13 protein-coding genes and 1 pseudogene are annotated in these 14,912 nt (G+C 69.5%); 10 read left to right on the top strand and 4 right to left on the bottom strand.

Translation table 11 applies throughout. The features are described from left to right. The first annotated feature begins 29 nt into the window (after positions 1–29). A complete protein-coding gene (locus tag BLW44_RS04645; RefSeq protein ID WP_060927646.1) occupies positions 30–1,475 on the top strand; it encodes a purine-cytosine permease family protein in 1,446 nt (481 codons plus the stop codon). Then, positions 1,472–2,023 (top strand): cysteine hydrolase family protein, encoded by a 552-nt coding sequence (locus BLW44_RS04640; RefSeq protein WP_074731603.1) that lies wholly within the window; start codon positions 1,472–1,474, stop codon positions 2,021–2,023. The genes BLW44_RS04645 and BLW44_RS04640 overlap by 4 nt, the downstream gene beginning before the upstream one ends. 58 nt (positions 2,024–2,081) lie before the next feature. Here the strand turns inward: BLW44_RS04640 and BLW44_RS04635 are convergent, their stop codons facing one another. Then, a complete protein-coding gene (locus tag BLW44_RS04635) occupies positions 2,082–2,807 on the bottom strand; it encodes an MBL fold metallo-hydrolase (protein ID WP_060926904.1) in 726 nt (241 codons plus the stop codon). Between the two features lie 83 nt (positions 2,808–2,890). On the opposite strand from BLW44_RS04635, the gene BLW44_RS04630 reads away from it, so the two are divergent. Then, positions 2,891–3,418, top strand: a complete 528-nt coding sequence (locus tag BLW44_RS04630; protein WP_060926905.1) for a TetR/AcrR family transcriptional regulator — start codon at positions 2,891–2,893, stop codon at positions 3,416–3,418. Positions 3,419–3,548: 130 nt separating this feature from the next. Further along, on the top strand, positions 3,549–4,604 hold the full coding sequence (locus BLW44_RS04625; RefSeq protein WP_060926906.1) for an alpha/beta hydrolase: 1,056 nt from the start codon (positions 3,549–3,551) through the stop codon (positions 4,602–4,604). A gap of 141 nt (positions 4,605–4,745) precedes the next feature. Here BLW44_RS04625 and BLW44_RS04620 read toward each other — a convergent pair whose 3' ends face one another. Together BLW44_RS04620 and BLW44_RS04615 are read right to left on the bottom strand one after the other, a co-directional pair. Continuing rightward, positions 4,746–6,119, bottom strand: a complete 1,374-nt coding sequence (locus tag BLW44_RS04620; RefSeq protein WP_060926907.1) for a pyridoxal phosphate-dependent decarboxylase family protein — start codon at positions 6,117–6,119, stop codon at positions 4,746–4,748. A gap of 9 nt (positions 6,120–6,128) precedes the next feature. Further along, positions 6,129–6,773 carry a TetR/AcrR family transcriptional regulator gene (locus tag BLW44_RS04615; RefSeq protein WP_060926908.1) on the bottom strand — a complete coding sequence of 215 codons (645 nt, stop codon included), beginning with the start codon at positions 6,771–6,773 and terminating at the stop codon, positions 6,129–6,131. 91 nt (positions 6,774–6,864) lie between these two features. Between BLW44_RS04615 and BLW44_RS04610 the strand changes: the two genes are divergently transcribed. From BLW44_RS04610 to BLW44_RS04585, 6 genes and pseudogenes are all read left to right on the top strand, one after another. Then, positions 6,865–7,905 (top strand): agmatine deiminase family protein, encoded by a 1,041-nt coding sequence (locus tag BLW44_RS04610; RefSeq protein ID WP_060926909.1) that lies wholly within the window; start codon positions 6,865–6,867, stop codon positions 7,903–7,905. Next, the gene (locus tag BLW44_RS04605) at positions 7,902–9,617 is read left to right on the top strand and encodes an amidase (RefSeq protein ID WP_060926910.1); all 1,716 of its coding nucleotides are present in this window, start codon (positions 7,902–7,904) and stop codon (positions 9,615–9,617) included. The genes BLW44_RS04610 and BLW44_RS04605 overlap by 4 nt, the downstream gene beginning before the upstream one ends. A gap of 112 nt (positions 9,618–9,729) precedes the next feature. After that, positions 9,730–10,584, top strand: coding sequence for a tryptophan 2,3-dioxygenase (locus BLW44_RS04600; RefSeq protein ID WP_060926911.1), 855 nt, complete (start codon positions 9,730–9,732; stop codon positions 10,582–10,584). Beyond that, positions 10,584–11,684, top strand: coding sequence for an amidohydrolase family protein (locus BLW44_RS04595; RefSeq protein WP_060926912.1), 1,101 nt, complete (start codon positions 10,584–10,586; stop codon positions 11,682–11,684). The genes BLW44_RS04600 and BLW44_RS04595 overlap by 1 nt, the downstream gene beginning before the upstream one ends. A 1-nt stretch (position 11,685) precedes the next feature. Beyond that, positions 11,686–12,974: pseudogene (locus BLW44_RS04590) on the top strand (kynureninase). Continuing rightward, positions 12,964–13,848, top strand: a complete 885-nt coding sequence (locus BLW44_RS04585) for a PaaX family transcriptional regulator (protein WP_082724527.1) — start codon at positions 12,964–12,966, stop codon at positions 13,846–13,848. Before BLW44_RS04590 ends, BLW44_RS04585 begins: the two are co-directional and overlap by 11 nt. On the opposite strand, the gene BLW44_RS04580 is transcribed toward BLW44_RS04585, so the two are convergent. Continuing rightward, a complete protein-coding gene (locus tag BLW44_RS04580; protein ID WP_060926914.1) occupies positions 13,823–14,824 on the bottom strand; it encodes a LacI family DNA-binding transcriptional regulator in 1,002 nt (333 codons plus the stop codon). The two genes, BLW44_RS04585 and BLW44_RS04580, sit on opposite strands and share 26 nt — an antisense overlap. Between the last annotated feature and the right edge of the window lie 88 nt (positions 14,825–14,912).

Genomic DNA, 14,912 nt, shown 5'->3' with positions numbered 1-14,912 from the left:
CGGGGCCCAGGCAGTGCCAGGATGATGGCATGACGGACATCAAGCCTGCTCTCATCGAGCGCGCGGGCATCGAGATCATCCCCGAATCCGAGCGCACCGCGAAGCCGAGCGACCTCTTCTGGCCGTGGTTCGCGGCCAACGTGTCGGTGTTCGGGATGTCGTACGGGTCGTTCGTGCTCGGCTTCGGCATCTCGTTCTGGCAGGCGACGATCGTGTCGGTCATCGGCATCGTCGTGTCCTTCCTGCTCTGCGGGCTCATCGCGATCGCCGGCAAGCGCGGATCCGCACCGACCATGGTGCTGTCCCGCGCGGCGTTCGGGGTGCACGGCCAGAAAGTGCCAGGAATCGTGTCCTGGCTGACGTCGATCGGCTGGGAGACGTTCCTCGCGATCATGGCCGTGCTCGCCACAGCCACCGTCATCACGCAGCTCGGCGGCGACGGCGACAGCATCGCGCTGAAGATCACCGCCACCGTGATCGTCGCCGCGCTCATCGTCGCGGCATCCGTGCTCGGCTATCACACGATCATGAAGCTGCAGTCGGTGCTCACCTGGGTCACCGGCATCGTGACGGTGCTCTACATCATCCTCGCCGCGCCCAGCATCGACCTGGCGGCCGTGATGGCCCGTCCGGACGGCGGGATCGGACAGGTCACGGGCGCGCTCGTGATGGTCATGACCGGTTTCGGCCTCGGCTGGATCAACATCGCCGCCGACTGGTCGCGGTATCAGAAGCGCACCGCATCCGACGGTGCGATCGTCCTGTGGAACACGATCGGCGGCTCGGTCGCCCCGGTGATCCTCGTCGTCTTCGGTCTGCTGCTCGCCGGATCGAACGATGACCTCTTCGCCGCGGTGCAAGCCGACCCGATCGGGGCTCTCGCGGCCATCCTCCCGCTCTGGGTACTCGTCCCCTTCCTCCTCACCGCCGTGCTGGCGCTCGTCTCCGGCGCAGTGCTCGGTATCTACTCCTCGGGCCTCACACTGCTGAGCCTCGGCATCCGCATCCCCCGCCCGTCCGCGGCGGCGATCGACGGCGTGATCCTCACGATCGGCACGATCTACGTGGTGTTCTTCGCGACGGACTTCCTCGGCCCGTTCCAGAGCTTCCTCATCACGCTCGGCGTGCCGCTCGCCTCGTGGGCCGGCATCCTGATCGCCGACATCCTGCGTCGTAAGAAGGACTACGACGACGAGGCACTCTTCGACAGCCGCGGCCGCTACGGCGCGTGGGACTGGATCTCGATCGGCACCATGGTGGTCGCGAGCGTCATCGGCTGGGGCTTCGTGCTCAACGGGTTCGCGGATGCTGCGCCCTGGAACAACTGGCAGGGCTACCTCCTCGGGCTCGTCGGCGGCGTCGACGGAGACTGGGCCTATGCGAACCTCGGCGTCTTCTTCGCGCTGGTGCTGTCGTTCGTCGTGACGTGGTTCGCCAGAGCCCGCCGGATCCACGCGCAGGAGGCAGCGGCGTGAGCGAGAGCCCCTGGCTGGTCGTGATCGACCCGCAGGCCATCTTCGCCTCGCCCGATTCCGCCTGGGGCTCGCCCTTCTTCGGCGAGGCGATCCATCGCATCCGCAAGCTCGCCGACGCATTCGGCGACCGCGTGCTCGTGACGCGCTGGATGCCGACCGCCGATCGCTCGACCTCGTGGGGCGCCTACTTCGCCGCGTGGCCCTTCGCGGACCAGCCGCCGACCGATCCGCTGTTCGACCTGGTGCCGGAGGCCATCGGCCTGTCGCCGCACCCCACCCTCGATCTGCCGACGTTCGGCAAGTGGGGCCCGGAGATCGAGGCGATCGTGGGGCATGGCGCGAGGATCGTGCTCGCCGGCGTCTCGACCGACTGCTGCGTGATCTCGACCGCCCTCGCGGCCGCGGATGCCGGTGCGCATGTGACGATCGCGGCCGACGCCTGCGCCGGATCGACAGCCGAGAACCACGCGGCGGCGATGCAGGTGATGGGTCTCTACCCGCCGCAGATCACGATCAGCGACACGTCCTCGGTGCTCGCGGCGCGCTAGCTCGCGGCGCGCTAGCTTGCGGCGCGCTAGCCGTGCGGCCGGCCAGCCCTGTGGCCGGCTAGCTCGCGGCGCGCTGACCCGCTGCCCGCACGGCCGTGGCGATGTCGGAGGGCGAACCCTGCCACGGAGCTCCGTGGCCGGGGAGGACCCAGGATGCGGACACAGCGGCCAGGCGGTCGAGAGACGCGTCGGCGTCGTCCGGTTCATCCGTGAACGGCGCGGGCTGCGGACCTCGGCGGCCCGTCAGCACATGCCGCGTGGTCAGGGCGTCGCCGACGAAGACCGCCTCCACCGCCGGGATGTGCACGGCGATGCTGCCGGGCGAGTGACCCGGCATCCCGATCACGACCGGCGATCCGGGGAGGTCGAGCACCTGGCCGTCGACGACGGTCACGACTTCCGACACGTGCCGCGTGCGCAGCGCGTTCTTGCGCAGGCCGTACGCGAAGAACCCGAGCGTCGGTCCGATGCGCGCAGGCCCCATCGCCGTCTTCGGCTTCTCCCCCGTGCGCACCCGGTGCGCATCGTCGCCGTGCACGAACACCGGCACCTCCGCCTCGCTGCGGAGTCGCTCGGCGAAGCCGATATGGTCGCCGTCACCGTGGGTGAGCACGAGACCGCGGATGTCGGAGACCGAACGACCGAGTTCCGTGAGCGTCCGGTGCAGGTCGTGCCAGTGGCCGGGAAGGCCTGCGTCGACGAGCGTGATCCCTTCGGGGAGATCGATCAGGTACGACGCGACGACGTCGTTGCCGAGTCGGTGCAGGTGCGGTGCGAGTTCCATGGTCGTCCCTTTCACGGTGGTCTATGATGGCTACGTTACGTAGCTATCATAGCTATTGTCAATAGCCATGGAGGAATGCCCGGATGCCGACCCCTGAACGAACCTCGCTGACCGCGATCGTCGACGCCGGCCGCGACATCCTCGAATCCGCCGGGCCCTCCGGCCTCACAATGCAGGCCGTCGCCGAGCGCGTCGGCGTGCGGGCACCCTCGCTGTACAAGCGGATCCGCGACCGGGAAGCCCTGCTGTCCGCCGTCGCAGAGGCCTCCGCCGACATGCTGACGAGTCGCCTGGACGCCGCGGGCGACGACCTCTCCGGTCTCGCCGTCGCGTACCGGTCTTTCGCGCGCGAGCATCCAGAGGCGTTCCGACTGCTGTTCTCGGGGTCCGCGCCCGAGGATGCCCTGCACCGGGCGTCCGCAGCGGTGCTGCGGGCGTGCGACGACCTCGTCGGGCCCGAGCGCGCGCTCGACGCCGCTCGGCTCTTCACCGCCTGGGCGACCGGATTCCTGCAGATGGAGCTCGCCGGAGCCTTCCGACTGGGCGGCGACGTGGACGCGGCGTTCGAGTACGCGACAGACCGCATCGTCGCCGGGCTGACGGCAGACTGACCGCACGCCCGGCCGGCCGAATACGTGCCGGATCGGCGCTGACTCAGCGAGCGACGAGGATGCCGACTCGACGCCGACTCGACGCCACCGACCGGAATACTGCCAAGATGTTGCGCGGAGAGGGGTTTCCATGACCACGAGCGCGCACGAAGACGAATCCGTCCGTCCGAAGAGAGCTCGCCGACCGTGGCACCGCACGAAGGTGGCGGTCGGAACAGTCCTCCTCGTCGCCGGCGTCGTGGCGGTCATCGGAGCACTCACTCCGTGGCCCTCGGCGATGCTGATCCGCGCTGTGTTCACCAAGGGCGGTGACGAGACCGCCGCCGAGATGGAGAAGCACGTCCCCGATACGAAGCTCACCGAGCAGCTCGACGTCGCGTACGCCGACGGCGGCGCAGACACGACGATGGACGTCTTCACGCCGGCATCCGCATCCGGGCCTCTGCCGACCGTCGTCTGGATCCACGGCGGAGCGTGGATCTCGGGCGAGAAGGAGAACGTCGACCCCTACCTGCGCATCCTCGCCGCCGAGGGATACACGACCATCGGCCTCAACTACACGATCGGCCCGGAGGGCGTGTACCCGCTGGCCGTGCATCAGCTCAACGACGCGCTCGCCTACATCGACGAGCACGCGGCGGAGCTGGGCGTGGATCCGGACCAGATCGTGCTGGCGGGCGATTCGGCCGGCGGGCAGCTCGCGAGCCAGATGGCCACCCTCATCACGAACCCCGAGTACGCGGAGATCATGGACGTCAAGCCGGCGCTGAAGGCCGAGCAGGTCGCGGCGACCGTGCTCAATTGCGGTGTGTACGATCTCGCCGCCCTCGCCGCCCTCGACGGGGTCGTCGGTTGGGGACTCAAGACCTCGATGTGGGCGTATGCAGGCACCAAGACCTGGGCCGAGGGCTCGACCGGGGCCACCATGTCGACGATCGACTGGGTGACGGAGGACTTCCCGACCACCTACATCTCGGGCGGTAACGGCGACGGCCTGACCTGGCTGCAGTCGATCCCGATGGCGAAGCGGCTGGAAGCTCTCGGGGTCGACGTCACGACCCTGTTCTGGCCGGCGTCGCACGAACCCGAGCTTCCGCACGAGTACCAGTTCCATCTCGACATGCCGGATGCCCGGACGGCGCTGCAGCAGACGATCGACTTCCTGGACGCCCATACGACCCGGTGAGGCCCGTCCCAGCCGGCTTGTCCGACCGGCCCGGTCTACCCGTCCCGGTCTGCACACGATGTCCCGTTCGGCAACGGATGCCTCGCGAGAAGTGTGCGAAACGGGGCAACGTGTGCAGATCGGGCGCCGGACCGAGCCGGTCTACTTCATGGTGTCGAGGATGCCGGTGAGGTCCTCGAAGGTCGTGAGCGGATTGAGGATCGCGAAGCGGGTGTTCGGGCGCCCCGCGTGCGAGCTCGGCACGACGAACGCGCGCTGCGAGTCGAGGAGCTCGTCGGACCAGCGGTCGTAGTCGGCTCTCTCCCATCCGTCACGTTCGAACACGACGACCGACAGCTGCGGGTCGCGCACCAGTCGCAGCTCGGGGCGGGCGGCGATCTCGGCCGCGATCCGCTTCGTCAGCGCGATCGTCGAGCTGACGGCCTCGCGGTACGCGGTCACTCCATATGTGGCGAGCGAGAACCACAACGGCAGTCCTCGCGGCCGGCGCGTCAGCTGGATCGAGTAGTCCGACGGGCTGAAGTCGTCGCCGTCGGTGAGGGTGTCGAGGTACTCGGCGTGCTGCGTGTGCGCGCGGCGTCCGGCATCCGGGTCGCGATAGATCAGCGCGCAGCAGTCGAAGGGCGCGAAGAGCCACTTGTGCGGATCGACGATCACCGAGTCCGCGCGCTCGACGCCCGCGAAGATGCCCCGCGCCTCAGGCGCGAGCATTGCGGTGAGGCCGTACGCGCCGTCGATGTGCAGCCAGAAGTCGAATTCGTCCTTGAGGGCGGCGATGCCTGCGATGTCGTCGACGATGCCGAAGTTGGTCGACCCGCCGGTCGCGACGACCGCGCAGATCTCGTCGCCGTGTTCGGCGAGCGCCTCGCGCACGGCATCCGCTCGCAGCACCCCGTCGGGTCCTGCCGGCACGAGGAGAACGTCGGCATCCATGACCTTCGCCGCGGACTTGTTCGACGAGTGCGCCTCGACGCTGCAGACGATCTTCCAGCGCCGCGGGAGCTCCTTGCCGGCCTCGAGCAGCTTCGCCTTGGCGGCCTCGCGAGCCGCGACCAGCGCGGAGAGGTTGCCGATCGTGCCACCCTGCACGAACACTCCGCCGGCGGTGTCCGGCAGCCCGAACTCCGCGGCGAGGAACGACAGCACCTCGTTCTCGGCGTGCACCGCACCCGCACCTTCGAGCCAGCTGCCTCCGTAGAGCCCGGATGCCGAGACGACGAGGTCGAACGCGATCGCGGCCATCGTCGGCGCGGTCGGGATGAACGACAGGTACAGCGGGTGACTGGTCGTCAGGCATGCAGGCGCGAGGATGTGCTCGAACACGCTCAGAGCACGCTGCGATCCGAGACCCGCATCGGTGATGGTGGCGCCGACCAGCCGGTTGAGCTCGGCCGGAGTCTGCGGCTTGTCGAGCGGCACGTCGGCCGCGAGCATGCGACGTCGTGAGTAGTCGAGCACCGCGTCGACGATCGCCGTCGATTCGGCCGAGGCGGCGTGCATGCGTTCTGCTCCCATGAGCTGTCCTTAACTGTGAGATTCTGCGAGCGATGTCGGTGTGCGTGCGGCCGGTGCGTCGAGCACGGCGGCGAGTGTGCGTCTGGCGAGATCGGCGCGGTCGCGCGGCGCCCAGTGCACCAGGGAGTGCGCGCTCATCCCGTCGACCATGGCCAGCAGCATCCAGGCGGATGACCCAGGGTCGACCCGAACCCTCGAATCCTCGGCGATCGCGCGGGCGATCAGGTCCTCGAGCGCGCTGTGCCAGAGGTCCATCTCCACGCGGACCCGCTCGCCGAGAGCCTCGTTGCGTGCGCCGAGCGCCCAGGACTGCACCCACACCATGGCGACGTCGTCGCGGGAGTCGTCGAGCAGCGTCTCGATCAGCCGCAGCAGATTGGTGCGCAGGTCGACGTCGGGGTCGTACGAGGCGATGACCTCGTCGCGCTCCGCGGCGACGATCTCGGTGAACACCTCGGCGACGAAGGACTCCATCACCGGCCGGTAGTGCGCGACGAGGGCCGGGGTGACACCGACCTTCGCGGCGACCGCACGCACGGTCAGCGCCTCGAGCCCGCTCTCGCCGGCGAGGTCGACGGCGCCCCGCAGGATCGAGCGCTCTCGCTCTTCGGGCGGCAGCCGGCGCGGTGCGGCTGCTCTTGACGTGGTCTCCATCAGGGGTTACCGTATCACTCGTTGATCACCTGTTCAATAGCGAACACGGTTCCTCATCCTCGAGGTCGCGATCAGCAGCGAGGAGACAATCATGGCCTGGCACATGCCCGCCGAGACCGCACCCCACGACCGCACCTGGATGGCGTTCCCCGCCGAGGGCCCGACGCTGGGCGAGTCGGCCGCCGAGCGCGAGGAGGGCTACGACACCTGGACGTCCGTCGCCCACGCCGTCGCCGATTTCGAACCGGTCACGATGATCGTCGATCCCGCCGAGATCTCCCGCGCGCGCCGCATGCTGAGCCGCAGCATCGACATCGTCGAGGCGCCCGTCGACGAGTTCTGGATGCGGGACTCCGGCCCCACGTTCGTGGTCGACGTCGAGCGACCCGACGTCCTGGGCGCGGTCGACTGGATCTTCAACGGCTGGGGCGCGCCCGCCTGGGCGCAGTGGCAGAAGGCCGCGCAGCACGCCCGGATCATCGCCGCGGCCGTCGGCGCCGAGCTGGTGAGCTCGACGCTCGTCAACGAGGGGGGCGGCATCCACGTCGACGGCGAGGGCACCGTGCTCCTCACCGAGACGGTGCAGCTCGATCCCCGCCGCAACCCCTACGCCGACAGGGCGCGGGTCGAGGCCGAGATGGCCAGGACGCTCGGGGCCACCACCGCTGTGTGGTTGCCCCGCGGACTCACGCGCGACTACGACGACTTCGGCACGAACGGGCACGTCGACATCGTCGCAACGATCGCCGCGCCGGGACGCCTGCTGCTGCACGACCAGCAGAACCCCGATCACCCCGATCACGCCGTGTCGCAGGAGCTCCGTGCACACCTCGGACAGCAGACGGACGCAGCGGGCCGCCCCTTCGAGGTCATCGACCTGCCTGCGCCGCCGACCCTGCGCGACGGCGAGGGGTTCGTCGACTGGAGCTACGTCAACCACCTCGTAACGAACGACGGCGTCGTGGCCTGCGGGTTCGGCGACGAGCAGGCGGATGCCACAGCGCGGGCGATCCTCTCCGACGCCTATCCGGGTCGCAGGGTCGTCACCGTCGACGCACGTCCGCTCTTCGATCGCGGCGGCGGAATCCACTGCATCACCCAGCAGCAGCCGAGCCTGGGGGCATCCGCATGATCGACGTGGTCGAAGCCTCCATCGCCGATCTGCGACGGGCACTCGAAGACGGCACGACGACCGCCGTCGAGCTGGTCGACGCCTACCTCGCCCGCATCGCCGCGTACGACGGGTCGGAGACGGAGACGGCTCTGAACGCCGTGGTCGTCCTCAACCCCGATGCGCGCGCAGAAGCCCACGCATCGGATGCCCGCCGCGCACGCGGCGAGACGCTGGGGCCGCTCGACGGCATCCCCTACACCGCGAAGGACAGCTACCTCGTGCGCGGCCTGACTGCGGCAGCCGGCAGCCCGGCATTCGCCGAACTGGTCGCGCAGCGTGATGCGTTCACGGTCGAGCGCCTGCGGGCGGGCGGAGCGATCTGCCTCGGTCTGACGAACATGCCCCCGATGGCCAACGGAGGCATGCAGCGCGGTGTCTACGGACGAGCCGAGAGCCCGTACAACGCGGACTTCCTCACAGCGCCGTTCGCCTCCGGCTCCTCGAACGGCTCGGGAACGGCGACGGCCGCGAGCTTCGGCGCCTTCGGCCTGGGAGAGGAGACCTGGTCGAGCGGACGTGGGCCCGCCACGAACAACGCCCTCTGCGCGTACACCCCCTCACGCGGCGTGATCTCGACCCGCGGCAACTGGCCCCTCGTGCCCACCATGGATGTCGTGGTGCCGCATACCCGCACGATGGCCGACCTACTCGAGGTGCTCGACGTGATCGTCGCGGACGACGCCGAGGTGCGCGGCGACTTCTGGCGCGCCCAGCCGTGGGTCGCCCTTCCCGCAGCCTCGGCGGTGCGACCGGAGTCCTACCCGGCACTCTCGAGCGATGCGGCGAGCGCCCTTCGCGGCGCCCGCATCGGCATCCCGCGCATGTACATCAACGCCGACCCGGATGCCGGCACGGCCGACGCACCGGGCATCGGCGGCCCGACCGGTCAGCGCATCGAGACGCGGCCCTCCGTGATCGAGCGCTGGACCGCGGCCCGTCGAGACCTCGAGGCCGCCGGCGCCATTGTGGTCGAGGTGGACTTCCCCGTGGTGTCGCGCTATGAGGGCGACCGACCTGGCGCACCGACGATCGCGACCCGCGGCCTGGTGTCGGCGGAGTATCTGCACCGCGAGATCATCGATCTGTCGGCCTGGGCGTGGGAGGACTTCCTGCAGGCGAACGGCGACCCGCGCCTCCGCAGCCTCGCCGACGTCGATGGAGCCGCGATCTTCCCGCATCCGGCGGGCGCGCTCCCCGACCGCTACACCGGTTTCGACGACGACATCGCCGAATACCCGGACTGGGTGCGCGAGAATCCCGCCGCCCGCATCGAGGACATGCCCGAGCTCCCCGACGGTCTGCTCGGGCTCGAGAAGACACGTCGCATCGACCTCGAGAACTGGATGGACGAGCTCGAGCTCGATGCGGTCGCGTTCCCCGCGGTCGCCGACGTCGGCCCGGCGGACATGGACGTGAACGAGGCATCGGCCGACCTCGGGTGGCGCAACGGCACCTGGATCGCGAACGGCAACCTGACCGTGCGGCACCTCGGCATCCCGACCGTGACCGTGCCGATGGGACTCATGTCCGACATCGGCATGCCGATCGGACTGACGTTCGCGGGTCGCGCCTACGACGACTCAGCATTGCTGCGTCTCGCGACCGGCTTCGAGGCGATCGGCTCGCCCGGGGAGCGACGGACACCTCCCCCGCGCACGCCGAGGCTCTGACCTCGGCGGCGAGCGCGCCTCCGTGAAGAAGCATCAGCGGGATATGTCACTATTGTGACGGTCGCCACGATTGTTATATGTTTCTCCTGTCCGCCACGACAGGAAGCGACCCATGACCACCGAGAAGAACGAGCGCGAGCTCGAGGCCGGCATCGTCACCGATCTGTCCGGACGCATGACGTACGGCTCGTACCTGTCGCTGGACCAGCTGCTCACGGCGCAGCATCCGGTCAGCGTCCCCGAGCATCACGATGAGCTGCTGTTCATCATCCAGCACCAGACCACCGAGCTCTGGCTGAAGCAGCTGCTGCACGAGCTGTCGTCCGCGCGCGAGCTGCTCGCGAGCGACGACCTGCGAGAGGCGCTCAAACGAGTCGCGCGCGTCAAGCGCATCCAGGACGTCATGACCCAGCAGTGGGCGATCCTCGCGACCCTCACCCCGACCGAGTACGCGCAGTTCCGCGGCGCTCTCGGCAACTCCTCCGGCTTCCAGTCGGTGCAGTACCGGGCGGTCGAGTTCGCGCTCGGCAACAAGAACGAGAAGATGCTCAGTGTCTTCGGCGACCACCCCGCCAACCTCGCCCTGCTCACCGCCGAATGGCACAAGCCGACGCTCTACGACGAGTTCCTGCGCTACGCCTCCCGTCGTGGGCTGCCGATCCCGACCGAGATCCTCGACCGCGACGTGCGCCTCCCGTATCGCGAGACGCCGGAACTCGTACCCGCGATCCGAGAGATCTACCAGAACCACCAGCAGCACTGGGACCTCTACGAAGCCTGCGAAGACCTCGTCGATCTCGAGGACAACTTCCAGTTCTGGCGCTTCCGTCACCTGAAGACCGTGGCGCGGACGATCGGCATGAAGGTCGGCACCGGCGGCTCGAGCGGAGTCGGGTTCCTGCAGCGCGCCCTCGACCTGACGTTCTTCCCGGAGCTCTATACCGTGCGCACCGAGATCGGCAGCTGATGCAGGCGGCGACCTTCTTCGACGGCGAAGGATGGCGCGACGGCCTCCTCATGCAGGGGGGTCAGCGGATGCTTGTGCGCGACGAGCGCCCCGCTCCCGGAACGCCGCGCCTCGACGGTGTGATCGTCGGCGGGTTCACCGACCACCACGTGCACCTGCAGCTGGTCGACCACGCGCTGCTCGGCTCGTCGACACTCGGCCGAGTGCTCGATCTCGGCGCGAACCCAACCGTCATCGCCGGGCTCGCCGCGCAGTTGCATGCGGTCGAACGCGCCCCCGTGCACCCTGGCGCGGTCGAAAGCACACCCGCGCATCTTGGCGTGGTCACAAACGCACCCACCCACCCTGGCGTGGTCAAGAAGACATCCGAATCGCCGCTTTCCGATGCGTTTTCGACCACGCACGCGGTCGTGGTCGAGTTCGCCGGCGCGTTCCTCACCCCGATCGGTGGCTACCCCTCAGACCGCGACTGGGCACCGGCGGGCTCCTTCCGCGAAATCGCGAACGCCGAGATGGCGCACGCCGCCGTCACCGAGATGGCGGATGCCGGAGCATCCTGCATCAAGGTCGCGAGCAACGCCACTGCCGGTCCGGTCTTCGCCGATGACCTGTTCCGCGCGGTCGTCACTGCCGCAGCCGGACGCCGACTCGCGGTCGTGGCCCACGCCGAAGGTGCGGGCGAGGCACAGCGCGCCGCACGCCTCGGGGCCACCCGGCTCGCTCACGCGCCCTTCACCGAGCGCCTCGACGACGACGCGATCGCGCAGCAGGCGGCATCCGTCGCCTGGGTCTCGACTCTCGCGATCCACGACGCCGGCAGCGAGGAGCGGACTGTCGCCGTCGACAACGTCCGCCGCTTCCATGAGGCCGGTGGGACTCTGCTCTACGGGACCGACATGGGCAACGGCCCGACGCCGGTCGGCCTGAACTCCGCCGAGCTCGCCGCTCTCCGAGAAGCGGGAGTCACCGGCACGGACCTGCTCCGCGCTCTCGCCCCGCAGAATCCTCTCGACCCCGGCGCACTGCTGCTGTGCCTCCCCGGCACCGACGCCGACCCGACACTCGCCCGACCGCTGACCAGCGCCGATCCGAAGGCTTGACATGACCGACTCTCCCGAGACCGCCACGTCCACCGCCACGTCCACCGAGACCGCCACCGCCACCATCGATCGCAGGCTCGTCGACCTCGCCCAGGCGCTCGACGCGGCCGATCCGCTGCGCACCCACCTCAAGGCCTTCGCCGACGCACCGGGCGTGCGCGCCTATCTCGACGGCAACTCGCTCGGCCGACCCCTGAGGGACACTCCCGAGAAGCTCGCCGCCTTCGTGCGCGACGACTGGGGCACCCGGCTGATCCGGTCGTGGGACGAGCAGTGGATGGCGCTGCCGATGGAGCTCGGCGACCGCATCGGGCGCCTCACGCTCGGCGCCGCAGCCGGTCAGACCGTGGTCGCGGACTCCACCAGCGTCCTGATCTACAAGCTCATGCGCGCCGCGGCGACGGCCGACCCGTCTCGCACCGAACTCGTGATCGAGGCGGGCAACTTCCCCACCGACCGCTTCCTGGCCGACGGCGTCGCCGCCGAGACCGGGATGACCGTGCGCTGGATCGAGCCCGACCCGGTGCTCGGCGTGCAGCTCGCCGACGTCGAGGCCGTGGTGTCGGAGAAGACGGCCCTCGTCTCGCTCAGCCACGTCGACTACCGCTCCGGCGCCCTCGCGGACATGCCCGCGATCACGGCCGCAGCGCGCGACGCCGGCGCTCTGATGATGTGGGACCTCTGCCACTCGGCGGGGATCATCCCGATGCAGCTCGATGCCTGGGGCGTCGACATGGCGGTCGGATGCACGTACAAGTACCTCAATGGCGGCCCTGGCTCCCCGCGTTCGCCTATCTGCGACGCGAGCACCAGGGGCTGCTGCGACAGCCGATCCACGGGTGGTGGAGCGCCGCCGACATCTTCGCGATGGGCCAGGAGTACGTGCCGGCCGCCGATATCCGTCAGCTCCTGAGCGGCACCCCGCCCGTGACCTCGATGATCGCCATGCAGGGGATGCTCGACCTGATCGAGCGGGCCACCGTCGAAGAGATCCGTGAGAAGTCCCTCTCGCTCACCGACTTCGCAGTGCGGGCGTACGACGAGGTGCTCGCCCCTCTCGGGGTCCGGATGCTGAGCCCGCGCGACGCCGTGCAGCGCGGCGGTCACGTCACCATCGGCCACCCGGACTTCCGCGCGGTGACGCAGCGCCTCTGGGGCGAGGGGATCATTCCCGACTTCCGCTTCCCCGACGGCATCCGGCTCGGGCTCTCGCCCCTCAGCACCTCGCACCTCGAGACCCTCACCGGGGTGCTCGCCGTGCGGGACGCCCTGCTCTCGCATGACGACTGACCGCACGGAGGTGACCGAGTCCGGCACCGTGCTCGAGTCCGGCACCGTGCTCGAGTCCGGCACCGTGCTCGACGACATCGATGCACGCCCCGGCAGCACGGCCTCCCTGCTGCGCACGCTGGTCGGTCTGTACCTGCGCCCGCTCAACGGCTGGATCTCCGCAGCGGATCTGGTGACGCTGGCCGGGGACCTCGGCATCCCTGCAGGTCCCGCGCGCACCGGGATCGCACGCCTCAAGCAGAAGGGCCTGCTGCTGGCCGAGCGCGGACCCGCCGCCGGCTACCGACTGAATCCGAACGCCGTCGCCATGCTCGAGCGCGGCGATCGCCGCATCTTCCGGATGCGGGAGATGTCGGATGCCGACGGCTGGTGTCTCATCTCCTTCTCGATCCCCGAGAGCGCTCGGAGCGTCCGACACCAGCTGCGTCGACGCCTGCAGTGGATCGGCGCCGGGGTCGTCTCCCCCGCACTGTGGATCTGCCCCTGGCACCTGCACGGAGAAGTCGAGGAGATCGTCGCCGACCTCGACGCGCGAGCCTGGGTGACGCTGTTCGCCGCGTCCACGCCGTCGACGCCCGTGCCGCTCCCCGAAGCCGCGGCCGCCTGGTGGGACCTCGACGAGCTGCGTGCCGAGCACCTGAGGTTCCAGGCGTCGATCGCGACGCTCCCCTCCTCGCCGTTCGCCGCCTATGTGCAGCTGATCGACGGCTGGCGGGTGCTGCCGTACGTCGACCCCGGACTCCCGCCGTCGATGCTCCCGGCGGACTGGCCAGGCGGACGCAGCTTCGCGGAGTTCGCTCGGTTGTCGGAGGAGCTGTCGGATGCCGCCTGGCGGCACGTCCGCACGGTCACCGCGGCGGCGCGGCGGTCGTAGCCCGCACCACGAGCCTGGTCGGCAGGATGACGTTCAACTCGTCGATCTCGCCGCCGGCGAGCAGCGTGAAGACCATCTCCGCCGCGACCGCTCCGAGCCGGCGCATCGGCTGCTGGATCGTCGTCAGCGGCAGCGCCCGCCTGGTGGCCTCGGGGACGTCGTCGAATCCGATCACCGACAGGTCGTCCGGCACCCGCAGCCCCAGCTCGTGCGCGACGTCGATCACGGCGATCGCCGACAGATCGTTCGCCGCGAAGATCGCTGTCGGCCGGGACCCGGCGCTCAGCATCGCATGGGCTGAGGCGCGCGTCGCCTCCAGCTCGTATCGGCCGATCCCGACGAGCGCGGGATCGAGCGGGATCCCCGCATCGGAGAGCGCACGTCGGTAGCCCGCGTCGCGCAGGCCCGCCGATCGCAGGTCCGGCCGCCCGGCGAGGAAGCCGATCCGCCGGTGCCCGAGTTCGATCAGGTGCCTGGTCGCGGCGAGCGCGCCTCCGAAGCTGTCGGACTCCACCGTGGGGAGGTCGGCCCGCCCGGTGTGCGGGTCGATCGCCACGACCGGGATCTCGGTGCCTGCACTGACAACGGTGGGGGTCACCATGATGGCCGCGTCGATCAGAGTCCCGGACAGTCTGCTCAGAGACCGGCGCTCCCAGCCGTCGCCCGCGCCGAGGTGCGAGCCGCTGTAGGCGAGGAGGTCGAAGGCCGTGTCGTGCACCGCCGTGCCGACCCCCTTCAGGATCTCGGCGCTGAAGGGCTCGAAGTCCGCAAGCAGCACCCCGATCACCCCGGTGCGCCTGGCTCGCATGCTGCTCGCCACGAGGCTCGATTCGTAGCCGAGCAGCTTGACGGCATCCAGCACGCGCTGGACCGTCGCGTCGGCGATCCCGTACCGGCCGTTCACCGCTTTGGAGACGGTCGACACCGACACCCCTGCCGCTTTCGCGACGTCGTGGATCGTGGTGCGTGCCCCCATGGGACGTCAGCGTAGCCGCGCGCGTGCCCGCGTGGAAACTGTTTTCGAAAACGTTTGACGATCGTCGCGAGCGGAAGAAGACTGCATC

The organism is Microbacterium hydrocarbonoxydans (assembly GCF_900105205.1).
In the GTDB taxonomy this organism is placed as follows: Bacteria; Actinomycetota; Actinomycetes; order Actinomycetales; family Microbacteriaceae; genus Microbacterium; species Microbacterium hydrocarbonoxydans.
This window is presented reverse-complemented; position numbering and strand designations above follow the sequence as displayed.